Source organism: Psychromarinibacter halotolerans, assembly GCF_029168315.1.
Taxonomy (GTDB): domain Bacteria; phylum Pseudomonadota; class Alphaproteobacteria; order Rhodobacterales; family Rhodobacteraceae; genus Psychromarinibacter; species Psychromarinibacter halotolerans.
Genome location: NZ_JARGYD010000012.1, coordinates 28,835 through 53,460 on the forward strand (window position 1 = coordinate 28,835; position 24,626 = coordinate 53,460).

General features: G+C 67.4%; 22 protein-coding genes. 13 read left to right on the forward strand and 9 right to left on the reverse strand.

What is annotated here, in order from left to right; all coding sequences use genetic code 11:
• Positions 1 to 314: 314 nt before the first annotated feature.
• The 9 genes from xdhA (at position 315) to P1K30_RS21275 (ending at position 12,183) form a co-directional block, all read left to right on the forward strand.
• Positions 315 to 1,709: a xanthine dehydrogenase small subunit gene (gene xdhA, locus P1K30_RS21235; protein ID WP_275634796.1), complete on the forward strand. Its 1,395-nt coding sequence runs from the start codon at positions 315 to 317 to the stop codon at positions 1,707 to 1,709.
• Complete coding sequence (xdhB, locus tag P1K30_RS21240) at positions 1,706 to 4,153, forward strand: xanthine dehydrogenase molybdopterin binding subunit (RefSeq protein WP_275634797.1); 2,448 nt, start codon at positions 1,706 to 1,708, stop codon at positions 4,151 to 4,153. The genes xdhA and xdhB overlap by 4 nt, the downstream gene beginning before the upstream one ends.
• Entirely contained in the window at positions 4,150 to 5,103 is a 954-nt protein-coding gene (xdhC, locus tag P1K30_RS21245) for a xanthine dehydrogenase accessory protein XdhC (protein WP_275634798.1), read from the forward strand. The genes xdhB and xdhC overlap by 4 nt, the downstream gene beginning before the upstream one ends.
• Entirely contained in the window at positions 5,100 to 6,623 is a 1,524-nt protein-coding gene (locus P1K30_RS21250; protein ID WP_275634799.1) for an ABC transporter ATP-binding protein, read from the forward strand. The genes xdhC and P1K30_RS21250 overlap by 4 nt, the downstream gene beginning before the upstream one ends.
• 69 nt (positions 6,624 to 6,692) lie before the next feature.
• Positions 6,693 to 7,778 carry an ABC transporter permease gene (locus P1K30_RS21255; protein ID WP_275634864.1) on the forward strand — a complete coding sequence of 362 codons (1,086 nt, stop codon included), beginning with the start codon at positions 6,693 to 6,695 and terminating at the stop codon, positions 7,776 to 7,778.
• Between the two features lie 43 nt (positions 7,779 to 7,821).
• Positions 7,822 to 8,754: an ABC transporter permease gene (locus P1K30_RS21260; protein WP_275634800.1), complete on the forward strand. Its 933-nt coding sequence runs from the start codon at positions 7,822 to 7,824 to the stop codon at positions 8,752 to 8,754.
• 52 nt (positions 8,755 to 8,806) lie between these two features.
• Positions 8,807 to 9,886, forward strand: coding sequence for a BMP family ABC transporter substrate-binding protein (locus P1K30_RS21265; protein WP_275634801.1), 1,080 nt, complete (start codon positions 8,807 to 8,809; stop codon positions 9,884 to 9,886).
• A gap of 181 nt (positions 9,887 to 10,067) precedes the next feature.
• On the forward strand, positions 10,068 to 11,000 hold the full coding sequence (locus P1K30_RS21270) for an aldo/keto reductase (RefSeq protein ID WP_275634802.1): 933 nt from the start codon (positions 10,068 to 10,070) through the stop codon (positions 10,998 to 11,000).
• A gap of 166 nt (positions 11,001 to 11,166) precedes the next feature.
• The gene (locus tag P1K30_RS21275) at positions 11,167 to 12,183 is read left to right on the forward strand and encodes an SH3 domain-containing protein (RefSeq protein WP_275634803.1); all 1,017 of its coding nucleotides are present in this window, start codon (positions 11,167 to 11,169) and stop codon (positions 12,181 to 12,183) included.
• A gap of 3 nt (positions 12,184 to 12,186) precedes the next feature.
• On the opposite strand, the gene P1K30_RS21280 is transcribed toward P1K30_RS21275, so the two are convergent.
• The 3 genes from P1K30_RS21280 to P1K30_RS21290 all read right to left on the reverse strand — a co-directional run bounded on the left by P1K30_RS21280 (position 12,187) and on the right by P1K30_RS21290 (position 14,705).
• Positions 12,187 to 13,107 carry a cation diffusion facilitator family transporter gene (locus P1K30_RS21280; protein ID WP_275634804.1) on the reverse strand — a complete coding sequence of 307 codons (921 nt, stop codon included), beginning with the start codon at positions 13,105 to 13,107 and terminating at the stop codon, positions 12,187 to 12,189.
• Positions 13,108 to 13,194: 87 nt separating this feature from the next.
• Entirely contained in the window at positions 13,195 to 14,181 is a 987-nt protein-coding gene (locus P1K30_RS21285) for a capsular polysaccharide export protein, LipB/KpsS family (protein WP_275634805.1), read from the reverse strand.
• Between the two features lie 2 nt (positions 14,182 to 14,183).
• On the reverse strand, positions 14,184 to 14,705 hold the full coding sequence (locus tag P1K30_RS21290; protein WP_379561930.1) for an SH3 domain-containing protein: 522 nt from the start codon (positions 14,703 to 14,705) through the stop codon (positions 14,184 to 14,186).
• Between the two features lie 148 nt (positions 14,706 to 14,853).
• On the opposite strand from P1K30_RS21290, the gene P1K30_RS21295 reads away from it, so the two are divergent.
• From P1K30_RS21295 to P1K30_RS21310, 4 genes are all read left to right on the forward strand, one after another.
• Complete coding sequence (locus tag P1K30_RS21295) at positions 14,854 to 15,840, forward strand: 2-hydroxyacid dehydrogenase (protein ID WP_275634806.1); 987 nt, start codon at positions 14,854 to 14,856, stop codon at positions 15,838 to 15,840.
• Positions 15,841 to 15,846: 6 nt separating this feature from the next.
• On the forward strand, positions 15,847 to 16,668 hold the full coding sequence (locus P1K30_RS21300; RefSeq protein ID WP_275634807.1) for a hypothetical protein: 822 nt from the start codon (positions 15,847 to 15,849) through the stop codon (positions 16,666 to 16,668).
• A gap of 178 nt (positions 16,669 to 16,846) precedes the next feature.
• Complete coding sequence (locus tag P1K30_RS21305; protein ID WP_275634808.1) at positions 16,847 to 17,467, forward strand: hypothetical protein; 621 nt, start codon at positions 16,847 to 16,849, stop codon at positions 17,465 to 17,467.
• A gap of 142 nt (positions 17,468 to 17,609) precedes the next feature.
• Positions 17,610 to 20,108, forward strand: a complete 2,499-nt coding sequence (locus P1K30_RS21310; RefSeq protein WP_275634809.1) for a GcvT family protein — start codon at positions 17,610 to 17,612, stop codon at positions 20,106 to 20,108.
• 73 nt (positions 20,109 to 20,181) lie between these two features.
• Here the strand turns inward: P1K30_RS21310 and P1K30_RS21315 are convergent, their stop codons facing one another.
• The 6 genes from P1K30_RS21315 to def (P1K30_RS21340) form a co-directional block, all read right to left on the reverse strand.
• Positions 20,182 to 21,459, reverse strand: coding sequence for a type IV secretory system conjugative DNA transfer family protein (locus P1K30_RS21315; RefSeq protein ID WP_275634810.1), 1,278 nt, complete (start codon positions 21,457 to 21,459; stop codon positions 20,182 to 20,184).
• Between the two features lie 269 nt (positions 21,460 to 21,728).
• Positions 21,729 to 22,628 (reverse strand): methionyl-tRNA formyltransferase, encoded by a 900-nt coding sequence (gene fmt, locus P1K30_RS21320; protein WP_275634811.1) that lies wholly within the window; start codon positions 22,626 to 22,628, stop codon positions 21,729 to 21,731.
• A 3-nt stretch (positions 22,629 to 22,631) separates the two neighbouring features.
• A complete protein-coding gene (locus P1K30_RS21325; protein ID WP_275634812.1) occupies positions 22,632 to 22,964 on the reverse strand; it encodes an ArsR/SmtB family transcription factor in 333 nt (110 codons plus the stop codon).
• A 99-nt stretch (positions 22,965 to 23,063) separates the two neighbouring features.
• Positions 23,064 to 23,558 carry a peptide deformylase gene (gene def, locus P1K30_RS21330; protein ID WP_275634813.1) on the reverse strand — a complete coding sequence of 165 codons (495 nt, stop codon included), beginning with the start codon at positions 23,556 to 23,558 and terminating at the stop codon, positions 23,064 to 23,066.
• Entirely contained in the window at positions 23,555 to 24,085 is a 531-nt protein-coding gene (gene def, locus P1K30_RS21335) for a peptide deformylase (protein ID WP_275634814.1), read from the reverse strand. The genes def (P1K30_RS21330) and def (P1K30_RS21335) overlap by 4 nt, the downstream gene beginning before the upstream one ends.
• On the reverse strand, positions 24,082 to 24,603 hold the full coding sequence (gene def / locus P1K30_RS21340; protein WP_275634815.1) for a peptide deformylase: 522 nt from the start codon (positions 24,601 to 24,603) through the stop codon (positions 24,082 to 24,084). The genes def (P1K30_RS21335) and def (P1K30_RS21340) overlap by 4 nt, the downstream gene beginning before the upstream one ends.
• Positions 24,604 to 24,626 lie beyond the last annotated feature (23 nt).

The window sequence follows — 24,626 nt, forward strand, 5'->3', positions numbered from 1 at the left end:
TGTCGTCGCGTGCGGGCGGGGCCGACACAAGGCAACCTGCACGCGTGGGCAACTTCTCGCGCAACCCCGGGTAATACAAGCCCGTCCAGGCAGGCTTCGTGCCCCTACCTCCGCCCATTTGCGCGGCAAATGCGCCGTTTAACGTCGTTATTGGCAGCCCCGTGACGTCATAATCCTGCGCAAGTGCTTGCCATTTGGGCAATCGACCGCTTTGCTGGCCAATGATCAGGGGGCGCCCGGCTTTCCGCCGCATCGGGTCTGGCGCTACGCGGGGCAACGACCTCGCGCGAACAGAAAGCGGTCACGGTACACGCATGGGCCAGCAGACGGGCCAGATCACGTTTCTCCTGAACGGAGACCCGGTCATTGCCGACGACATCTCTGCAACGACGACTTTGCTTGACTGGCTGCGCGAAGGACGCGGGCTGAAGGGCACCAAGGAAGGCTGCAACGAAGGCGACTGCGGCGCCTGCACGGTGATGGTCACCGATTCGGACGGCGCGCGGGCGGTGAATGCCTGCATCCTGTTCCTGCCGCAGCTTCACGGGAAGGCCGTGCGCACGGTCGAAGGCATCGCCGGACCCGACGGCGCATTGCATCCGGTGCAGCAGGCGATGGTCGACCACCACGGCAGCCAGTGCGGGTTCTGCACGCCCGGGTTCATCGTCTCGATGGCCTGCGCGCACCTGAACGGGCGCACCGACCACGACGACGTGCTGGCTGGCAACCTGTGTCGCTGCACCGGCTATGCCCCCATCGTCCGCGCCGCCGAAGCCGCCGCGTCAGAGCCGGTTCCAGACTGGATGACCGAGGACCTGTCGAAGCTTGGCGCGCTGGCCGCGCCCGGCGGCGGCGTTGCGCTGCCCGCCTCGTCAGACGACCTTGCCACGTGGTACGCCGCGCACCCGGACGCGACGCTGGTGGGCGGCGCGACCGACGTGGGGCTGTGGGTGACCAAGGCGCTGCGCGATCTGGACGAGGTGGCGTTCCTGAACGGCGTGTCGGATCTGAAGTTCATCGACATCGGGGCGGACGAGGTGAAGATCGGCGCCGTCACCTCCCTGACCGACGTGGGCGGAGCGATGGCCGACCTGCACCCGTCCTTCGCCGAGATGATCCGCCGCTATGGATCCACGCAGGTGCGCAACGCTGCGACCATCGGCGGCAACATCGCCAACGGCTCGCCCATCGGCGACAGCCCGCCCGCGCTGATCGCGCTTGGCGCAACGCTGCATCTGCGCAAGGGCGATACCCGCCGCAGCCTGCCGCTGGAAGATTTCTTCATCGAGTACGGCAAGCAGGACCGCGCGAAGGGCGAGTTCGTCGAAGCCGTCAGCATCCCGCGCCAGCCGGACCGGCTGAAATGCTACAAGCTTTCGAAACGGTTCGATCAGGACATTTCCGCCGTCTGCGGCTGTTTCAACATCACCGTCGAGGATGGAACCGTGACCGGCACGCGCATCGCCTTCGGCGGCATGGCCGGCACACCGAAACGCGCCACCGCCGTCGAAGCGGCGATTACCGGCCAGCCCTGGACGCAGGAAACCCTGGATGCCGCCGCCGACGCGTGGGCGCGGGATTTTACGCCGATGTCGGACATGCGCGCCTCGGCCGCGTACCGGCTGGAGACCGCGCGCAACATGCTGACGCGCTACTTCCTTGAAGACACCGGCGCGGGCGCCACCAGCGTGCTGGAGGTGTCGGCATGAGCGTCGCGAAACCGCTTCCGCACGATGCCGCCCGCCTGCACGTCACCGGCGCCGCGCGCTATGTCGACGACATCCCGGTGCCCGCCGGGTGCCTGTCGCTTGCGTTCGGCCTGTCCTCGGTCGCGCGGGGGCGGATCGTGGCGATGGACCTTGACCCCGTCCGCGCCGCACCCGGCGTCGTCGCCGTGCTGACCGCCGAGGACATTCCCGGCGACAACGACGTTTCCCCTTCGATCCACGACGAGCCGCTGCTGGCCGAGGGCGAGGTGTTCTATATCGGTCAGCCGGTCTTTGCCGTGGTCGCCGAAACGCATCTTGCGGCGCGAAAGGCCGCCCGGCTGGCGAAGATCGAGTATCAGGAACTGCCCCCCCTGCTGACCGTGGACGACGCGCTGGAGGCCGAAAGCTATTTCGAGGGCGGGCCGGTCACCTGGGCCATCGGCGACGTGGCGGCGGCGCTGGACGGCGCGGCGCATGTCATCGACGGCACGCTCGAGATGGGCGGGCAGGAACATTTCTACCTCGAAGGACAGGCCGCGCTGGCATTGCCGCAGGAAGGCGGCGACATGGTCGTGCACAGCTCGACCCAGCACCCGACCGAGATCCAGCACAAGGTGGCCGAAACGCTGGGCGTCCCGATGCACGCCGTGCGGGTCGAGACGCGGCGGATGGGCGGCGGGTTCGGCGGCAAGGAAAGCCAGGGCAACGCGCTGGCCTGCATCTGCGCCGTGGCGGCCGCCGCGACGGGCAAGCCCTGCAAGATGCGCTATGACCGCGACGACGACATGACGATCACCGGCAAGCGGCACGACTTCCGCATCGCCTATCGCGTGGGCTTCGACGGGGACGGGCGCATCGCCGGGGTGGATTTCACCCATTACGTCCGCTGCGGCTGGTCGATGGACCTGTCGCTGCCGGTGGCCGACCGGGCGATGCTGCATTCGGACAACGCCTATCACCTGCCCGCCTGTCGGATCGAGAGCCACCGGCTGAAGACCAACACCCAGTCCGCCACCGCCTATCGCGGGTTCGGCGGGCCGCAGGGGATGCTGGGGATCGAGCGGGTGGTCGACCACGTCGCGCACGCCCTGGGCAAGGACCCTTTGGAGGTGCGCCGCGTCAACTATTACCGCGAGATGGCCGGTGTCGATGGGGGCTCTGCCCCCGCGCCTGCGGCGCACCCCCGGGATATTTCCGGACAGAAGAAGGGGCCGGAACTGGACGGGGCCGATCCGCATCGCGACATGGCCTCGCGCGGGTCGGCGGGCGCGGTGGACGAGGCGCCGGGCGGTCTTGCGGCGGACCCCGACGGGGTGCAGGTGACGCCCTATCACATGCCGGTCGAGGACTTCATCCTGCACGAGATGACCGACGCGCTGGTTACGGCGTCGGACTATCACGCGCGGCGCGCGGCGGTGGCCGAGTGGAACGCGACGAACCCGGTGCTGAAGCGCGGCATCGCGTTTGCGCCGGTGAAGTTCGGGATCTCCTTCACGCTGACCCATCTGAACCAGGCCGGCGCGCTGGTTCATGTGTATCAGGACGGTTCGATCCACATGAACCACGGCGGCACCGAGATGGGACAGGGCCTGTTCCAGAAGGTGGCGCAGGTCGCGGCGGCGCGGTTCGGCGTGCCGCTGGAGATGGTGAAGATCACCGCGACGGACACCGGGAAGGTTCCGAACACCTCGGCCACCGCGGCGTCCTCGGGATCGGACCTGAACGGGATGGCGGTGAAGATCGCCTGCGATACGATCCGCGACCGGATGGCGGAGTTTCTGGCCGAGGAGCATCAGGCCGCGGCGGCGGACGTCGTGTTCGCCGACGGGCAGGTCAGCGTCGGCGGCGCAAGCTACACCTTCGCTGAGGCGGCGCAGAAGTGTTACGCCGGGCGGGTCGGGCTGTCGGCCACCGGGTTCTACAAGACGCCCAAGGTCACGTGGGACCGGTCGCAGGGGCGCGGGCGGCCGTTTTTCTATTTCGCCTACGGTGCCGCCGTGACCGAGGTGGTGATCGACACGCTGACCGGCGAGAACCGCATCCTGCGCGCGGATATCCTGCACGACGCCGGGACGTCGCTGAACCCGGCGCTGGACATCGGACAGATCGAGGGCGGCTACGTGCAGGGCGCGGGCTGGCTGACCACCGAGGAACTGGTGTGGAACGACAAGGGGCTGCTGACCACGCATGCGCCGTCGACCTACAAGATCCCCGCCTGTTCGGACCGGCCCGGCGTGTTCAACGTGGCACTGTGGGACGGCGCGAACCGCGAGGAGACGATTTATCGGTCGAAAGCGGTGGGCGAGCCCCCGTTCATGCTTGGGATCTCGGCACTGATGGCGCTGTCGGACGCGGTGGCGTCGTGCGGTGCGGACTATCCGGCGCTGGACGCCCCGGCCACGGCCGAGCGGGTGCTGGCCGCCGTGAACCGGGTGCGCGGATGAGCTTCGACCGGGCCTCTGTCACGGCTGCGGTCGCGCGGCATGGCCGTGTGGCGCGGGTCGTGGTGGCTGGGATCGAGGGATCCGCCCCGCGCGAGCCCGGGGCGGCGATGCTGGTCTGGGACAGCGGGCAGTCGGGCACCATCGGCGGCGGCGCGCTGGAATACGAGGCGGCGGCCGAGGCACGGGCGGCGCTGGCGGCGGGCCGCGATGCGGTGGCGCGCAAGCCGTTGGGGCCGGCGCTGGGGCAATGTTGCGGCGGCGCGGTCGTGCTGGTCTGCGAGTGCTGGGACGCGGCGCGGCTGGAGACCGTCTTCGGCGCGGTCGTGCTGCGGCGGGTCGAGGGCGCGGCGGACGCACCGCTGCCGCTGAAACGCGCCGCGGTGAAGGCGCGGAACGCGGGCGCGCCGGTCGGCACGGAGTTTCGCAACGGCTGGCTGTTGGAGCCGGTGGCGCGGGCGTCGCGGGCGATCTGGATTTACGGCGCGGGCCACGTGGGCCGCGCGCTGGTCAGCGTGCTGACGCCGCTGCCGGACGTGTCGGTGACTTGGGTTGACACCGGGCCAGACCGGTTCCCCGATGACGTGCCGCAGGACGTCACCGTCCTGCCCGCCGCGAACCCCGCCGACGCGGTGCGGCTGGCGCCGGCAGAGGCCGAGCACCTTGTCCTGACCTATTCGCACGCGCTGGACCTGGAGATCTGTCACCGCCTGCTGAGCCACGGGTTCCGCGCGGCGGGGCTGATCGGATCGGCGACGAAATGGGCGCGGTTCCGGTCGCGGCTGGCGGCGCTGGGACACGCGCCGGAGCAGGTCGCGCGTATCCGCTGCCCGATCGGCGACCCGGCGCTGGGCAAGCATCCGCAGGCGATCGCGGTGGGCGTCGCGGCAGAGATCCTGAGCGCCGGCGTTTCGGCGCTGGACAGGCCGCACTACAGGGAGGACACCGCGTGACGGACCCGCTTCTGAAGCTTGACGGCCTGACCAAGGCCTATCCCGGCGTGGTCGCGAACGACGGCGTGTCGTTCCAGATCATGCCCGGCGAGGTGCACGCCCTGCTGGGCGAGAACGGCGCGGGCAAGTCCACGCTGGTCAAGATGATCTACGGTCTGGTGAAGCCCGACGCCGGGCAGATGTCGATGAACGGTCAGCCGTTCGAACCCGCGACGCCCCATGCCGCGCGCGCCTCTGGCGTTGCGATGGTGTTCCAGCATTTCTCATTGTTCGACGCGCTGAACGTGGCCGAGAACGTGGCGCTGGGGATGGAGAACCCGCCGAAGCCGCGCCAGCTGGCGCGCCGCATCCGCGAGGTGTCCGAGACATATGGCCTGCCGCTGGATCCCGACCGGCTGGTCGGCGACCTGTCGGCGGGCGAACGGCAGCGGGTCGAGATCATCCGTTGTCTGCTGCAGGACCCGAAGCTGCTGATCATGGACGAACCGACAAGCGTGCTGACGCCACAAGAGGTCGACATCCTGTTCGACACCCTGCGCCAGTTGCAGTCCGAGGGCACCTCGATCCTGTATATCAGCCACAAGCTGGAGGAGATCCGCGCGCTGTGCGACGAGGCGACGATCCTGCGGCTGGGCAAGGTGGTGGGCACTTGCGATCCCAAGGCGACCTCGGCCCGCGAGATGGCAGAGCTGATGGTGGGCACGGCGCTGCACACCCCGTCGCGCGAGGTGAAAGAGCCGGGCGCGGTGGTGCTGGACCTGACCGACCTGTCGGTGAAATCCGCCAACCCGTTCGGGACATCGCTGAAGGGCGTGAACCTGACCGTGCGCGCGGGCGAGGTCGTGGGCATCGGCGGTGTTGCGGGCAACGGGCAGGACGAACTGCTGGCGGCGCTGTCGGGCGAGGCGCGGGTCGCGGACGCGGCGGTGACGCTGAACGGCCAGCCGATCGGCGGGCTGGGTCCGAACGCGCGGCGCAAGCTGGGCCTTCTGGCGGCGCCCGAGGAACGGCTGGGCCATGCCGCCGCGCCGGACATGTCGCTGACCGAGAACGCGCTGCTGACCGGGGCGGTGCGCGAGGGGCTGGTGTCGAACGGGTTCCTGAAATGGGCCGACGCGAAAAGCTTTGCCGAAACGATCATTGCGCAGTTCGACGTGCGGACGCCGGGGCCGGAGAACGCGGCGCGGTCGCTGTCGGGCGGCAACCTGCAGAAATTCGTCATCGGGCGCGAGATTTTGCAACGGCCCGTGTGCCTTGTGGTGAACCAGCCGACATGGGGCGTCGACGCCAGCGCGGCTGCGGCGATCCGGCAGGCGCTGTTGGACCTTGCCGAGAACGGTGCGGCGCTGGTGGTGATCAGTCAGGACCTGGACGAGTTGATGGAGATCTCGGACCGCTTCGCGGCGCTGAACGAAGGCCGCCTGTCCGAGCCGCGGTCGGCGAAGGGGCTGACGGTGGACGAGATCGGGCTGATGATGGGCGGCGCCCATGACCTGGAGGTGGGACATGCACATGGATGAAGCCACGCCGGGGGCTCTGCCCCCGGGCCCCCGGGATATTTGCGGACCAAAGATGCAGGGGTGTCGCGCGTGATCCGGCTGGAGAAAAGACCGCAGCCGTCGAAAGCGTGGAGCTATGCGACCCCGCTTCTGGCGGTGCTGCTGACGATGGTGGCGGGGGGCGTGCTGTTTGCGATCCTCGGGAAGGATCCCCTGCTGGCGATCCGCACGATCTTCTGGGAACCGCTGTTCGGTGAATTCGGCTGGTACTATCGCGGCCAGTTGCTGATCAAGGCGGGGCCGCTGGTGCTGATCGCCATCGGGCTGTCGCTGGGATTCCGGGCCGGGATCTGGAACATCGGCGCCGAGGGCCAGTACATCATGGGCGCGATCTTCGGCGCCGCCGTCGGGCTGGCGTTCTACCCGATGGAGGCGCGCTGGCTGATCTTTCCGCTGATGATCCTTGCCGGGGCCTTCGGCGGGTTCGTCTGGGCGATGATCCCGGCGCTTCTGAAGAGCAAGTTCAACACCAACGAGATCCTCGTGTCGCTGCTGCTGGTCTACGTGGCCGAGCAGTTCCTTGCCTCGATGGCGCTGGGGCTGCTCAGGAACCCGGAAGGGTCCGGCTTTCCGGGCAGCCGCAACCTGCAACAGTATGCCTCTGCCGCGAACGGCGAGCTGATCGCGGGGTCCGGGCTGCACTGGGGCGGGGTCGCGGCGCTGATCGCGGTGATCCTTGCCTATATCCTGCTGAACCGGCACATGCTGGGATTCCAGATCCGGGTCACCGGAGAAAGTCCCCGCGCCGCACGGTTCGCCGGCGTGAAGCCGAACCTGCTGGTGGTGGTCTGCATGGGCATCTCGGGCGGGCTGGCAGGGCTGGCCGGCATGTTCGAGGTGGCAGGCCCGGCCGGGCAGATTTCGATCGACTTCAACTCGGGCTACGGCTTCACCGCGATCATCGTCGCCTTCCTCGGGCGGCTGCATCCGGTGGGCATCCTGCTGGCGGGGCTGCTGCTGGCGCTGACCTATATTGGCGGCGAGGCGGCGCAGGCGAACCTTGGCCTGCCCGCGGCGGCGATCCAGGCGTTCCAGGGGATGCTGCTGTTCTTCCTGTTGGCGGTGGACGTGCTGACGAACTTCCGGGTGCGGATCGGCAAGGGAGAGATGGCGTGATGGCACATGTCGATTTGCATATTGCGGCAGAGGGGGGCGTCTGATGGATCTGTCCACGATCAACCCCGCGATCCTGCTGGCGTCGCTGATGATCGCCTCGACCCCGATCCTGCTGGCCGCCATCGGCGAACTGGTTACCGAGAAGTCGGGGGTTCTGAACCTTGGCGTCGAGGGCATGATGATCACCGGTGCGATCTGCGGCTTCATCGCGGCGGTCGAGACCGGATCGCCCGCGTTGGGGTTCCTTGCCGCCGCCGCAGGGGGCGCGCTGCTGTCGATGACCTTCGGCGTGCTGACGCAGCTGTTCCTGTCGAACCAGGTCGCGACGGGCCTTGCGCTGACGCTGTTCGGGCTGGGGCTGTCGTCGTTGATGGGGCAAAGCTATGTCGGGCTGAAGCCGCCGCCGGTCGGCGACATCAACTTCGGCCCGCTGGCCGATATCCCGTTCCTTGGCCGCGTGCTGTTCCAGCATGACGCGATGGTCTACGTCTCGATCCTGATCGTCGCCGCCGTGTGGGCCTTTCTGAAGTTCACGCGCGGCGGGCTGATCCTGCGCGCTGTCGGCGAAAGCCACGGCGCCGCCCACGCGCTGGGCTACAAGGTGGTCGCCGTGCGGCTGGCCGCCATCGCCTTTGGCGGCGCCTGCGCCGGGCTGGGCGGCGCCTATCTGTCGCTGGTGCGCGTGCCGCAATGGACAGAGGGCATGACCGCCGGCGCCGGCTGGATCGCGCTGGCGATCGTGGTGTTCGGCAGCTGGAAACCGTGGCGCGTCCTGATCGGTGCCTACCTGTTCGGCGGCGTCACCGTGCTGCAGCTGAACCTGCAGGCCGCAGGGGTCGAGGTGCCGGTCGAATACTTGTCGATGTCGCCATATCTGATAACGATTCTGGTGCTTGTCATCATGTCCTCGGGACGCGGCCGCGCGGCACTCAACGCGCCCGCGTCGCTGGGGCGCACATTCCACGCCTCGAGCTAGGGGCCTTAACGGCGGGCCGCAACAGGCCCGCAGACGACAGGGGAGAATATCCATGAAACGCAGAACGCTTCTGGCCAGCGGTGCCGCTGCCGCCACGCTGGGCCTTGTTCGGCCCGGCTTTGCCCAGGGCAGCCCGCTGAAGGTCGGCTTCATCTATGTCGGCCCGATCAACGACGGCGGCTGGACCCAGCACCATCACACCTCGGCGATGGAGATGAAGGAACACTTCGGCGACGCCATTGAACTGGTCTACCAAGAAAACGTGCCCGAGGGCGCCGATGCCGAACGCGCGATGACGCAGATGGCGCTGGGCGGCGCGGACATCATCTTTACCACCTCTTTCGGCTTCATGGACCCGACCGTGAACGTCGCCGCCAAGTTCCCGGACGTGAAGTTCGAGCACTGCACCGGCTACAAGACCGCCGACAACGTGGGCGTCTACTCGGCCCGGTTCTACGAGGGTCGTGCGGTGACCGGCTACCTTGCCGGCGCGATGACCAAGACCAACAAGATCGGCTACATCGGGTCCTTCCCGATCCCCGAGGTGATCCGCGGCATCAACTCGTCGTTCATCCATGCCCGCAAGGCCAACCCCGAGGTCGAGATGAACGTCGTCTGGGTCTCGACCTGGTTCGACCCGGCGAAAGAAGCCGACGCGACGCAGGCGCTGCTGGACCAAGGCGTCGACGTGGTTCTGGCGCACACCGACTCGACCGCGCCGCTGGCCGTTCTGGAGAAAGCCGGCGCGCTGGGCTTCGGTCAGGCCGCCGACATGTACGAATACGCGCCCGAGCCGCGCATCTCGTCGATCATCGACAACTGGGCGCCCTACTATATCGAGCGCGTGCAGGCCGTCATGGACGAAGCATGGGAAAGCCAGAACAACTGGTGGGGTATCGGTGACGGCATGGTCGGCATCGGCGAGATCACCGGCCCGGTTCCGGATGACGTGAAGGCCGAGGCCGAAAAGATCCGCGACGACATCGCCGCCGGGTCCTATCACCCGTTCACCGGCCCGCTGAACAAGCAGGACGGGTCCGCGTGGCTGGCCGATGGCGAGGTTGCCGACGACGGCACGCTGGCCGGCATGAACTTCTATGTCGAGGGCATCACCGGCTCGATCCCCAGCTGATCCGGCCCCAGCTGATCCGGCCCCGGCGGCTCCGGTCCGCCGGGTGCTGTGACGCATGAAAACCGAAGGCGCCTTCGCACGGGTTGCGGAGGCGCCTTTGCTTTGGCGGGTCCGGGGCACCACGCCCCGCGCTTGCCGCCTGCCCTGCCGCGCGGTACCCCTTGGTCAAAGGGAGGACATGATGACACAACTCGCGACCGCCAACGGCGCACCGCTATCGAAATTCTGCTTTGGCACCATGCAGTTCGGCGGAAAGGCCGACGAGGCGCAGTCGGCCGAGATGTTCGCCGCCTGCCGCGAGGCCGGGATCAACTTCTTCGACACGGCCTTTGGCTATACCGACGGGAAATCCGAACGTTACCTTGGCAAACTGGCCGCGTCGGAACGCGAAAGCCTGTTCCTTGCCACCAAGTGCGCGCACCCGGCCCCGTCGACCCCGGCCAATATCATGGCCCAGTTCGAGGAAAGCATGGACCGGCTGGACATGGGCTATGTCGACCTTCTGTACCTGCACCGCTGGGACGACGGCACCCCGCTGGAGGACACGTTCGAGACGCTCGCGGCGCTGACCGAAAGCGGCCGCGTGCGCGAGATCGGGATATCGAACTTCTCGGCGTGGCAGACGATGAAGGCACAGGCGGTGGCCCGCAGCTTCAGCCTGTCGATCGCGGCGCTGCAGCCGATGTACAACCTCGTGAAGCGGCAGGCCGAGGTCGAAATCCTGCCGATGGCCCTGTCCGAGGGCTTCTCGGTCTTCCCCTACTCGCCTTTGGGCGGCGGGCTGTTGACCGGCAAGTACGGCAAGGGCGACGGCGGGCGGCTGGTCGATGACGCCATGTACAAGGCGCGCTACGCGCAGGACTGGATGCACGACGCGGCCATTGCCCTGCAGGATCTGGGCGCCGAGCTGGGCGTGTCACCGATCACGCTGGCCGTCGCATGGGTCGCGCGCAATCCGGGCATCACCGCCCCGATCGTGTCCGGCCGCACGGTCGAGCAACTGCGCCCGTCGCTGGACGCGATGACCTTCGACATGGACGACGCGCTGTATGCCCGCATGTCCGCGCTGACCCCGACGCCGCCGCCCGCCACCGACCGGCTGGAAGAGGCCTGATCGCAAACCCGGGCCGCGCCCTGCGCGCAGTGCCAGCGTTGCAGCAACATCACCCGGCCCAATACCCTTGGGCTGGTTGCTTGCCCGTGCGCCGTTTCTCCGGCACACCTTTGCGCAACGCATTTCTAACGGGCGCCCAGACGCCCGCCGTACCGGGAGCAATTGCATGAAAGCGACCAGAATTTCGGTCCTGACCTTCGCCGCCGCGCTTGTCGGGGCGCAGATCCCGGCACCGGCCGCCTTCGCCGGTCAGGGGACCTCGACCACCTATCTGAATGTCCGGTCCGGACCCGGTTCGGGCAACGCTGTCGTCGGCGGGCTGAACCCCGGCGACGTCGTCGAGATCCTGCGCTGCGATGCCGACGCATGGTGCCAGATCGCCGGGGTCGGAATGGAAGGCTGGGTCGCCTCACGCTATCTGACGGCCGGGCCGGAGTATCCCGCCGTGAACCCGGGTTGCACGTGGTCGCTGGACGTCACCCTGCCCGAGCCGCAGTTCCGCGCCACCTGCCCGCCGGGCGTCGAACCGCCGCCCCCGCCGCCGCCACCGGGAGACATTGCCTGCTTCTTCGCCGAGCCCAGCTTCGGCGGGACCCGCACCTGCCTGGACGTCGGCGACTTTGCCCGTCTGGACCCGGACCTGTCGGGCACCTTCAGTTCCGTCCAGATTTCGGGCGAGGCACGGGTGCGCCTGTGTACCGAACCCGACCTTGGCGGCGTCTGCATGGACTGGATGGAAAGCACGCTGGCGCTGGATCCCCGGCTGGACGACAGCGCCATGTCGGCCAAGGTGTACGTGGGCTACCTGCCCCCGCCCCCGCCCCCGCCGCCGGTCGTGCATTCGGAAGGGTCGGTAGAACTGACGCTGAATGGCCGGGCTGACCTTGATCAGGGCGACTCGGGCGCCGCCGGGGCCGACATCTGGTGGCGGCCGCAGGGCGGTGACAGCCAGGTCATCGTTCCGGTCAACGGCGCGCAGATGTCGCTGGCCGACGGCAGCGACCGCAGCCTGCATGACTGCCGGGCCGAAAGGTTCGACGCCACGCCGATCGACGCGGCTTCGCTGACGGATGGGGCGGTGGTCTGCCTTAAGACCAACCTCGGGCGCGTCGCGCGGTTCTTGGTCGCGACCGAGGGCGGGTCCGCCCTGACGCTCGATTACGTGACCTGGGCGGAACAGTAGACCCTAGCGTTGTGCAGCCTTGCCCGGATCGTCCGGGTGAGGCTCTACCCCGACCGGGTCCTTGTGGATCATCACGTCGGCCCGCGGATAGGCCGCGATGATGTCCCTGCGCAGGGAGGCCCCGATGGCATGGGCCGCGTCCAGCGTCTGGTTGCCGTCCAGTTCGATATGCAAATTGACGAAGACCACCGACCCGGCGGTGCGTGTCTTCAGGTCATGGTAGCCGCGCACGCCGGGGTGACGGCTGGCGATCTCTTCGATGCCGGCCACCATCGACGGGTCCGCCGACCGGTCCATCAGCGCGTCCCACGCCCCTTTGCCGATACGCGCCGCGCCGATGGCCAGCATCGCCGCCGCGCCCAGCGCGACCACGCTGTCGACCTGCCCAAGGCCGAACCACTTCGAGGCCAGCAGCGCAAGGATCGCTCCGATCCCGGGAATAAGGTCGCCCAGATAGTGCAGGCTGTCCGCCGCCACCACGCGGTTCCCGGTCTTGCGGATCACCCAGCGCTGCCACGCCACCAAAAGCAGGGTCAGCACGATGGACAACACCATGACGGCCATGCCCCAGCCTTCCTGCTCGATCGGACCCGGAGGGCCTGCCAGCAGGCGACCGATCGCGGTCCACGCGATCAGCGCGGCTGAGGCAAGGATCACAACGGACTGGCCCAACGCGGCCAGATCCTCGGCCGAGCTGTGGCCGAACGCATGGTCGTCGTCCGCCGGTCGCGCGGCATAGGCGATGGCCGCCAGCCCGCCCAGCGACACCATCAGGTCCAGCGCGCTGTCGGCAAGGCTTGCCGCGATCGCCAGCGAAGACGTGGCCCCCAGCGCCCACAGCTTTGCCAGCACCAGCACGAAGGCCACAGACGACGACATAAGTCCCGCCGACAGGTTCAGCTTGAGATCGGTCTTGTCGGTCATCGCCGCGCCCGGATTCGGAATGTGAGGACCCTGAATGTCAGAACCGGACCGCTGCGCCAAGCCAAGATCCGCCCGGATAGGCCGGTTTCAGAGCATCGCCTTGTCGCGGATGCGGGCCCACGCGCGCGCTGCAAAGTCCGGCTTTTCCGGTTCAAGGCACATCCGGTCGAGATGCCAGTACAGGTACTTCTCGAACGGAAACGCTGCCATCGTCTCGCGACCGTGCAGCAGCGCGTCGCGCAGGTCGTCTTCGGTCTTCAGCGTCAACGTCGCGTGCCAGAAATCTGATTTGCCGCAGGTCACGACGCATTTTTTCTGCATCAGCGCCTCGAACCCCGCGGACGAATTCTGCGTCACCACCACATCGCTTGCCCCGGCAAGGTCGTGCACAGACGCGTCGCTGACGACGACGTTGCGATAGCCCGCCGCCATATCCTCTAGCCCCCGGCGAAGCGCCCTTGGGGTGTCGGGATGCGGTTTGACATACACGCGACGGCTGCCCGCCGTCGTAGCGGCAACGCGCACCATCTGTTCGGTCGTCAGGTGATGCAGCCGGTCGCTGGTGCGCTCGATCAACTGGCAGAACACGACTGCCGCCGCCGGGTCCGGCAAGGTTGCGCCGCGCGCCGGCTGGGGCCGCTTCGACACGTTCTCGCGCAGCATGTAGCCGGTGACACCGTTGAAGAAGTACTCGGCCTTCTCGCCATCCACCTCGTCTGCCGAGAAGCGCGCGAACCGGATCGAGGAATGCGCCCCGCTGCCCACTTCGTCGAGATACCAAAAGCCCCAAAGATGCCCCGGCGCCGCGTGCAAACGGTTCGGCCCATAGCCCGGCGCACCGCCGACCATGATGTGAACGTGTTCCTGCCCCAGCAGCAATTGCGACGTCGCGCCGCCCGCGCTGACCACCCGGGTGGTGAAACCGCGCGCGGTCGCTTGTCGCATCAGCTTGGTGAAGAACACATGCGCCCCGGCTTCAATAGACCGCGCCCAGTCGCCTTCGGCGTGGATCACCAGCGTATGCGGCCCGTCCGATCCAAGACGCGCGAACCCGGCGGTGCGGAACGCCTCCACCGTCAGTCCCCGAGGTCTTCCGCGTAAACGCCCCACAGCGAGGCCGCCTCGACCCAGCCGCGATATCCACCAGCGTTGATCCGGCACCAGCCCGCCGCGCATTCGTCCAGCCGCGCGACCACGCCCAGTTCCAACTGCGCGTTCATCGGCGCGTTGGGGTCGGGCTTCATCAACAGGGGCAGCATGTCGCGTTCGACCAGCACGGTACGCGTGCCGGACAACAGCGAGTAATGCACCCAGCCACCCGCGCCGTCCCGGTCGACGACCCGGCGCCAGTGGCCGAATTCGGCCACCACCTGCAACGGCATATGGCGGCGTTTCAGAACCCAGTCGATCCGGTGGCTAAGCGACGGACCGCGCCGCACGTTGCCCTCGCTTGCCTTCAGCGAAACGAACCGCGGCATCGGCAGGTTCGTCACCGGCCCCCGCTCTTGCGCGGTGGCGGTCATCGCCGAGATGACCAACGCGCACGTCATCGCAACGGCAAACGCCGCTGCGGTCACACCTGTTCTGATGCGTTTCATCGGTGCCCTACCCGAAACCATGTCCTGCTCGTGGGCGCGTGTCGCCCAATCCGTCGCGGGCCGTTCTTGTTCAAGCGGTTGTGCCCTGCGCCGGTTGCTGTAACTCTGATCCCAGCGCAGTTCAAAGGAAAGTACGGGAGGCACGCCGATGGTCCGAGAGCGCCTGAGTGTTGTCGTTACGCGACGGTTGCCCGAGGTGGTGGAAACCCGGATGACAGAGCTGTTCGACGTCGAGCTACGGGACGACGACAGGCCCTTCACCCGCGAGGAACTGGCCGATGCCATGCGGCGCAGCGACGTTTTGGTGCCGACGATCACCGACAACATCGATCAGGCGCTGCTGGCGCAGGCGGGCGACAAACTGAAGCTGATCGCCAACTTCGGCGCGGGGGTCGATCACATCGACGTGCAGACGGCCCGGCAGCGCGGCATCCTCGTGTCGAACACCCCCGGCGTCCTGACCGAGGACACGGCCGACATGACGATGGCGCTGATTCTCGCCGTCACCCGCCGGATACCCGAAGGGTTGGCCGTGATGCAGGCGGGCACGTGGGGCGGCTGGTCGCCCACCGCCTTTCTGGGCGGGCGGGTCGGTGGCCGACGGCTGGGTATCCTTGGGATGGGCCGGATCGGGCAGGCCGTGGCGCGGCGCGCCCGCGCGTTCGGGATGCAGATCCACTATCACAACCGCCGCCGTCTTCACGACGACATCGAGGAAGAGCTGGAAGCGACCTACTGGGACAGCCTCGACCAGATGGTCAGCCGGATGGACGTGATCTCGGTCAACTGCCCGCACACGCCGTCCACCTTCCACCTGATGAACGCGCGGCGGCTGAAGCTGATGAAACCCGGCGCGGTGATCGTGAACACGTCGCGCGGCGAGGTGATCGACGAAAACGCCCTGACACGAATGCTGCGCGCCGGCGAACTGGCGGGCGCCGGGCTGGACGTGTTCCAGCGCGGGGTCGAGGTGAACCCGCGACTGCGCGAGCTGAGCAATGTCGTGCTGCTGCCGCACATGGGCTCTGCCACGCGCGAGGGGCGCGCCGAAACCGGCGAGAAGGTGATCATCAACATCAAGACTTTCGCCGACGGACACCGGCCACCGGATCTTGTCCTGCCGTCGATGGTCTGACCCGGCGTGGCGCGCTTTGCCCGCATCATCCTGTTCCTGCTGGCGGGACTTCTGTGTCTTGGGCTTGCGACCACGCCCCGTGTGAACCCCGCCATCGGCGTGACCGAACGGTTCAACCGTGACGTGGCACTGGCCAGCAGCGCGACGTACATCTCGCTGCGCGCGATCAACGCCGCGCTTTCGGCGGTGCAAGAGGTCGAGGTTGGCGCGTCGTTCGGCGCGTCCGGCAGCCTTCAGCCGCTGAAGTGGCTTGAACCGGTGGACGACACGGTCGAGCGGGTGTCCGACCTGATTTTCGTCGTCGCACTGGTGAACGGCGTGCTGTCTTTGGCGATCGGTCCCCTTGCCTCGATCGGGTTCTTCCTGCTGGCGGTGGGCCTGATCGGCCGGTGCGGATGCGAGACCCGGCGCGCCGGGTGGGCCGCCGTCCCCGGCAGCATGAGACGCACGCTTGCCGGCTGCGGCACGCTGGGCTTCGCGCTGGCGGTGGCGCTGCCGCTCGCGGTCGCGTTGGGCGCTTGGGCGGGCGAGGTGCTGACCGCCGCCGACTGGGCCGAGGCCAGCGCCACCATCGCGGCGATTGCCGACGACGCGCGCGCGATGATCGGCGAGCCAGACGCTGCGGGCGACGACCGAGGATGGCGTGAGACGTTGGGCGCCTACATGAACGCGGGCGCAACCTTCTGGGAAGAGGCGGATTCGCTGCTGCTGGCGTCGCTGACGCTGGGCGGGATTTTCCTGTTGCGGATGGTCGTGTTGCCCGCGGTGATCTTCGTCGCGTTCCTGTACCTTCTGCGACAGTGGCGGCCAGCGGGCGGGCCGTTCTAGCGACGCGCGCCCCCCTGCGCGACCCGGCAGGGTGGACAGCCGCGACGTCCCGCGCCACTCTGACCCCAGAGTTTCAGGATTTTCGTTCGCGCCCATGCCATTGCCCTCCGCCTTGCCAGCTTTCGCACCAGTCCGGGACCGCCCCTGAACGATGCGGCGTCTTCCACTCCTTCTTCTGTTGCTTGCGCTCGCCGCCTGCACACGCCCGCTGGCCCCGGGCGAGAAGGCGCTGGCCGAGGACATGTTCGGGCCAACGATCGACACCTCGCGCATCCGCGTGACGGAAGGTCTGGGGCTGAAGCCGCTGCCGCGTCCGAAACCGCTGCCCCCCACGGGCGGCAAGATCGAACGGCGCCCGGGCCTGTGCGACCGCACCGCGCCCGACACCGGCCCGCCCGAGCCGCCACCGGCCTTTGCCGTCTACGACCGCATTCACATGATGCCAGAGTTCTACCACGCCGAGATCATGCCCGGCTGGCCCAAGCGCCTGCGCATCCCCGAGGTCCTGATCTTCTCGCACGAGCTGGTCCACGTCTGGCAATGGCAGAACCGCAAGCGCACGGGCTACTTTCCCGCGCGCGCGGCGCTGGAAAGCCTGACCAACAAGGATCCGTATTTTTACGTTCCCGACAACGAAAGCCAGTTCCTGGCCTACGGGTTCGAGCAGCAGGCCGCGCTGTTCGAAGACTACATGTGCTACCTGATCTTCGACCCCGAAGCCCCGCGCCGGGCCGAGATCCGGAAGATCCTTGCGCCCTATTTCACGCTCGACCGGCTTGAGACGGCGATGGGCCGCTGACGGCTAAAAGCCGGTCGAAACAGGTACGTTTTCGACCTGCCGGACGGGCATGTCGCTTTTCTTCCTCCATCGGTCGGCTCCCCCTGCCACGGCGGACGTAAATTCTGCAAATTGTGCCGGAATCACAGCGGAGCCCTGCCAGATGAAAACCCATGTCAAAGCCCTCGTGGTCGGCGGCGGCGCCGTTGGCGCCGGAATTGCCTATCACCTTGCCCGCGCCGGCTGGTCCGACGTGATGCTGCTGGAACGGGACGAGCTGACGGCAGGCTCGACCTGGCACGCGGCCGGCCTGCTGCCGCTGTTCAACATGAGCTACGCGACCAGCCACATCCACGACTACTCGGTCAAGTTCTACAAGACGCTTGAAGAGGAAACCGGCCTGAACGCTGGCTTCTCGGTGGTGGGTAACCTGCGCATGGCGCAGACGCAGGCCCGCATGGACGAGTACATGCTGTACGCCTCGACCGCCGAGACGGTGGGCATTCCCTATGAATGGCTGACCCCGGCGCAGATCAAGGAACGGTGGCCGCTGGTCCACACCGACGACCTGCAGGGCGCGATCTTTCACCCCACCGACGGCTACATCAACCCCGCCGACGTGACGCAGGCGATGGCCAAGGGCGCCCGCCAGCGTGGTGTCGAGATCGTGCGCAAGTGGCAGGTCGACGGCTATGAATGGACCGGGTCCGAGTGGAAGGTGACGATCACCAAGATGGTCGAAAAGGGCGGCAACCTTGTCCCGTCCGAGGAACAGCAGGTGATCACGGCCGAACACGTCGTGACCGCGACGGGCAACCATGCCCAGCGCACCGCGAAGCTGCTGGGCATCAAGATGCCGGCGATCCCGGTCGAGCATCAGTTCATCGTGACCGAACCCGACCCCGCGCTGGTCGAGTACCGCAAGACCTATGGCGAGCACCCGGTGCTGCGCGATGCCGACGCCAAGTGGTACGTCCGCGAAGAACGCGGCGGCTGGATTCTTGGCCCGTATGAGGAAGGCGCGCCCGCGCGGTTCGAATACGGCGTTCCCGACAGCTTCCGCGCCGACCTGTTCCCGCTCGACCTCGAACGGATCGAGGAAGAGTACATGTCGATGATCCACCGGATTCCGACGACCGAGCCGCTGGGCCTGAAGGACGATTTCAACGGCCCGATCTGCTACACCCCCGACGGCAACCCGCTGGTCGGCCCGGCGCCGGGCCTGCGCAACATGTGGCTGGCCGAAGGTTTCTCGTTCGGCATCACCGCCGCCGGCGGTACCGGGTACTACCTTGCGCAGATGATGGTCGAGGGCGAAGCCGAGATCGACATGGCGTCGCTGGACCCCAAGCGGTTCGGCAGCTGGATGACGACCGAGTACGCGGCCCGCAAGAACGAGGAAAGCTACGCCCACGTCTTCATCCTGCACCACCCGGACGAGGAACGCGAAGCCTGCCGCCCGCTGCGCACCGGCCCCGCCTATGACCGGCAGAAGGCCGAGGGCGCGCAGTTCGGCGTGGTCAACGGGTTCGAGCGGCCGAACTACTACGGCCCAAAGGACGCACCGTCGAACTTCGACCACGACGCCCGCAGCTTCCGGCGCGGCGGCTGGTGGCAGTTCGCGAAGGACGAGGCGCAGGCGATCCGCGAGACCGCGGGCCTGATCGACGCGACGGCCTTTGCCAAGCACGTCATCACCGGACCGGGCGCCGAAGCGTTTCTTGACTGGTTCACCACCAACAAGCTGCCGAAGCCCGGCCGCATCAACCTGACCTACGCGCTGACCGAGGCCGGCACGACCCGGGCAGAATACACCATCGTGCGCGAGACGCCGGATCACTGGGTGCTGATCTCGTCCGGGGCGCAGCACGCCTATGACCGCGACTTTCTGCTGAAAGCGATCGAGGACAAGGAACCCGAGTTCGGCCGCATCAACGTCGAGGACTGGACCACCCGTTATGGCGCCTTCGCGCTGGCCGGACCCAAGGCGCGCGACATTCTGAAAGAGATCATCAAGGACGCCGACCCCGACACCGCGCTGTCGAACAAGCGGTTCCCGTGGCTGTCGTGCCGCAACATCGAACTTGGCATGTGTCCCGTCGTCGCCGTGCGCGTCGCCTATACCGGCGAGCTTGGCTGGGAACTGCACCACCCGATCGAGTTCCAGAACTATCTGTGGGACCTGCTGGTGGAAGCGGGCGCGAAGCACGGCATGAAGCTGGTCGGCGCACGCGCGCAGAACTGGCTGCGGCAGGAAAAATCCTATCGCGCCTTCGGCAACGAACTGGGCCGCGACGCCACCCCGCTCGAAGCCGGGCTGGACCGCTTCGTGGACCTGTCGAAGGACTTCCACGGCAAGCAGGCGATGACCGACAAGGGCATCCGGTCGAAATGCGTCACCGTGCTGATCGACGGGCCCGAGGACGCGGACCCGTGGGGCCGCGAGGCGCTGTACGATGGCGATACCAAGGTGGGCCGCCTGACCTCGGGCGGCTACTCGGTCGCGTTCGGCAAATCGGTGGGCATGGGCTATGTCCGGCCCGATCTGGCCCAGCCGGGGCAGAAGCTGAAGGTGAAGATGTTCGACAAGCTCTGGGACGTCGAGGTCACCGAGGACAGCCCGTTCGATCCCAAGAACGAGCGTATCCGCGTCGACGGCTGACGCGCGGCCTGTCTGCCGCGACGACCAAGATGCAGCGGGCCCGCCACCACGGCGGGCCCGGTTGCTTTCCGGGCTAGCAGGCCCGCTCGTACAGCGGATTGTCGTCGTACTTGCCCGCGAACAGGCTGTCCGCCCGATAATCCAGCTTGCGCAGGCGGCGGGTCTCCTGACCGTTGGCCCGGATCATCGTCTCGGTCTCTGACAATCCGTAGATACACTCTGGGGTGACATCGCCGAACCCGCTGGTCGACAAATGTTCGGCCATCGCAAAGCCCGTCCTGCCGCCCATCGTAAGCAGCGAACAATTCTCGGCGATGGCTTGGTAATCCCGCCCGTAGGCGCCGCTTAGCTGCGACAGGCTTTGAACCAATAGCGCCGCGCGAATGCCGAAGCCCCGGCCCAGCGTGATCGCCGAGGTCAGCGCGGGCATCCGCCCCAATTGCGCCGCCTCGTCCACCAGCAAAAGCGTCGGCCGCTCTGGCTTGTTCTTGCGGCGCAGCATCCGCCGCAGCATGGCGGTCAGCAGGATGCGCACCAGCGTCGCATGAGACGCCAGCCGGTCCGGCGGGATGACAAGATAGATCGTCACGGGCCGCCCGTCGGCAAGGTGGCGGGGCGGGATGGTGTCGCCGCTGACGCACCGACGCACGCCCTCGCCCGCCAGCATCCGAAGCTGCTGCCCCGCGACCGCCTCGATCCCGGTGCGCGTGGTCTCGGCCAGCCGGAGATAGGCGCCGATCTTCTGTTCGACGAAAGGGTGCACGCCGGAATCCAGCATCCGCCAGAAGAATTGCAACTGGTCCGGCATCGAGAAGCTCTCGTAGACCCCGGCAAGCGACCGGTCGGACGGCTCGTGTTCGTGCAGGGCCTGCACGATCAGCGCGGCGATGATGTCCTGCCCGGCCTCGTCCCAGAACGGGTCCTTTTGCGCGCTGTCCCGCGACAGGTTCGAGAACAGCTCGGCAATCGTGTAGGCGTCATCGACCACTTCGGGGCTACCCACCGAGATATGCGCCAGCGGATTGAACTGACCGCTGCCATCCGACACCTGCCGGAACGGATCGAGGATCAGAACCTCGCCCAGCGTGCGGCGGTAGCGGGCCGTGACGTTCGCAAGCTCGCCCTTCACGTCGACCACCACGATGGCGCCCGGATAGCTAAGCAGTTGCGGGATCGCGAAAGAGGCGGACTTGCCCGCCCCCGTCGGCGCGACGACCAGCCAGTGGCCCTCTTCGTACGGGTCCCGGACGGGATCGGGAACCGGGCCGGGATCAGACACGACGACGGAGGGCGTGAAGCCAAAGGCGGCCTTCGGGCTGGTGCGGCGAGGCCAGCCAAGAAGCAGGGACATAGGCAGACTCCTGGACGGACTCCGACATGTCCCGGGCGAGGTCCCGGTGCCGGAGCAGGTGAACGCGAAGCAGGTTTTGAGTGTCTGGCCAGAATGGTCGGCGACCGGGTTCGTGGCCAGAAAACTTTGCCCGCGCCCGTCGGATTTTGCGCTTGACCGGAACGACCCTTCGGATTCGCCTGACAGAATTCCGGCGCCTGTTTTTCAGGCGTCGCATCGGGCGCTGTGACACGCCCCGAATTTTGCGCTGACCGGCCCGTACCGGTGCGTCAGTCCAGCCGGTCCGGCATCTGGACACCGCGCAGAAACTCCGCCGATTCCATCGCGCGCTTGCCGGGACGCTGCGCCGACAGGATCTCGACCGCGCCGTCGCCACAGGCGATGGTCAGGCCGTCCAGCACCTGCCCCGGCGCGCCGTCACCGGGGACGACCCGCGACAGCAGCAGCTTGACCCGTTCGCCGTCCATCTCGCACCACGCGCCGGGGAAAGGCGACAACCCCCTGATTTGACGGTCGATCTCGTCGGCGGGGCGCGTCCAGTCGATCCGCGCCTCGGCCTTGTCGATCTTCTCTGCGTAGGTCACGCCTTGGTCCGGTTGAACCTCGGGCCGCAGCGTATCGAGCCGTGCCAGCGCGTCGACGATCAACCGCGCGCCCATGTCCGCAAGGCGGTCGTGCAGCGTCGCTGCGGTCTCGTCCGGTGCGATATCCAGCGCCTCGCGCAGCAGGACGGGGCCGGTGTCCAGACCGGCCTCCATCTGCATGATGCACACCCCGGTCTGCGCGTCGCCCGACATGATCGCCCGCTGGATCGGTGCCGCCCCCCGCCAGCGCGGCAGCAGCGAAGCGTGGATATTCAGGCAGCCATGCGTCGGCGCGTCGAGGATCGGCTGCGGCAGGATCAAACCGTAGGCGACGACGACCGCGATGTCCGCATCCAGCGCGGCGAACTCGGCCTGCGCGTCCGCGTCTCGCAGGGTGCGCGGATGGCGCACCGTCAGGCCCAGCGTCTCGGCCCGGGCATGAACCGGCGTCGGCCGGTCTTTCTTGCCGCGCCCGGCGGGGCGGGGCGGCTGGCAGTAGACGCAAACGATCTCGTGCCCGGCCTCGACCAGCGCGTCCAGCACGGACACCGAGAAATCGGGCGTTCCCATGAACACGATACGCATCTGTCAGGTCTCTCCGTCGCTGGTGGGCCGAAGGCGGTCCCGAACCTTCGGGTGGCCGCCGCAGCAATCTTCGATCAGGTCCCCCATAAGCCTGCCCAGCGCGTCAAAGTCCACCCGGTAGATCACCTGCCGCGACACGCGCGTGGGCGTCACCAGCCCGGCCTGCGCCAAGACCGCTAGATGGAAGGACAGCCGGGACGGCTGCGCCCCGACCTCGGCCCCGATCACGCCAGCGGCCGCGCCATCGGCCCCTGCCGCCGCAAGGAACCGCACGACGCGCAACCGGGTCGCATCGGACAGGGCGGCAAGCGCCTGTAGGGTCCGGCTTTCATCCATATCTCAACAGTTGTTGAAATAAGTCCGAAGTCAACATCACGCGGACCCACAGGATTTTCTAGAAAATCCTGCACGGCACATTCTTCTAGAAGAATGTGGTCAACGCAGCTTCGCAGCCTTCTTCAGCAGCATCTGCCGTTTCAGGCCACTGAGATTGTCGAAATACATGCGCCCGTTCAGATGGTCGATCTGGTGCTGGACGCTGGTCGACCACAGGTGGACAAGATCGCGATCTTCGACCTCGCCGCGCTCGTTCAGGAACCGCACCGTCACCGCGCGGGGCCGGGTGATCTTGGCAGAGACGCCGGGAAGGCAGGGGCTGGCTTCCTCGTGGTCGCGCGGCTGGGCCGAGGCGTGCAGGATCTCGGGGTTCGCCATCCGGATCGCCTGCCCCCGCTCTTCCGAGGCATCGACGACCGCAAGACGCAGCATCACGCCGATCTGCGGAGCGGCAAGGCCGACGCCCGGCATCGCCTCCATCGTGTCGATCATGTCGTCCCACGTCGCGCGGATGTCGTCGGTGATCGTCTCGACCGGCGCGGCGGCCGTCCGCAGGCGCTTGTCCGGCCATTGCAGGATGGCGCGCGCGGTCATTCCGTCTGCCCCTGTGCGGCGCGGTCCGCAAGTGCGGCCAGCACCGCATCCGCTTCGGCCCGCGTATCGGGGTCCAGAACATCCGGGATCAGCTTGCCGTCCAGATGGTCGAACTCGTGCTGCGCGCAGATCGCTTCCATGCCGCTCAGGCGCTGCTCGGTCGGCACACCGTCCAGCCCGCGCCAGCGCAGGGTGATTTCCGCAGGGCGCGTCACCGAGACCGGAACATCCGGGATCGACAGGCAGCCTTCCTCGTGCGTCGCCGTCTCGTCCGAGGCATCAAGGATCTCGGGGTCGATCACCACGACCGGATCGCGTTCGCCGTCGTCCTTCCAATGGCAGTCCATCACGAACATCCGCAGCGGCACGCCGACCTGCGGCGCGGCTAGCCCACGGCCCGGCGCATCGTACATCGTCTCGGCCATGTCGGCGGCCAGCGTGCGGATCTCGTCGGTGATCTCTCCGACCGGACGCGCGATGCCGCGCAGCACGGGATCGCCCCAAAGACGGATCGGCAGCCGGCTCACGCCCGCGCCCGCTCGCGTTTCAGCTTTTGCATCTTGCGCGTGATCATCTGGCGTTTCAGCGGCTTGAGATAGTCGATGAACAGCTTGCCATCGAGATGGTCGATCTCGTGCTGCACGCAGGTCGCCCAAAGCCCGGTGAAGTGTTCTTCCTGCGCCGCGCCATCGACGTCCAGCCAAGACACCTTCACCTCGGCCGGTCGTTCCACATCGGCGTATTGCTCGGGGATCGACAGGCAGCCTTCCTCGTAGACGCTGGTCTCTTCGGAAGACCATGTGATCTCGGGGTTGATCAGCACCAGCGGCCGGGGTTCCTCGCCCTCTTCCTTCACGCAGTCCATCGTGATCATGCGCACCATCTCGCCGACCTGCGGCGCGGCCAGCCCGATGCCGGGGGCATCGTACATGGTCTGCAGCATGTCATCGGCCAGCACCCGGATATCGGGCGTGATCTCTGCCAGCGGCGGAACGACCTTTTTCAGGCGCGGGTCGGGATGGATAAGGATGGATCGGATCGTCATGCCGCTGATTTAGGGGATGCCTG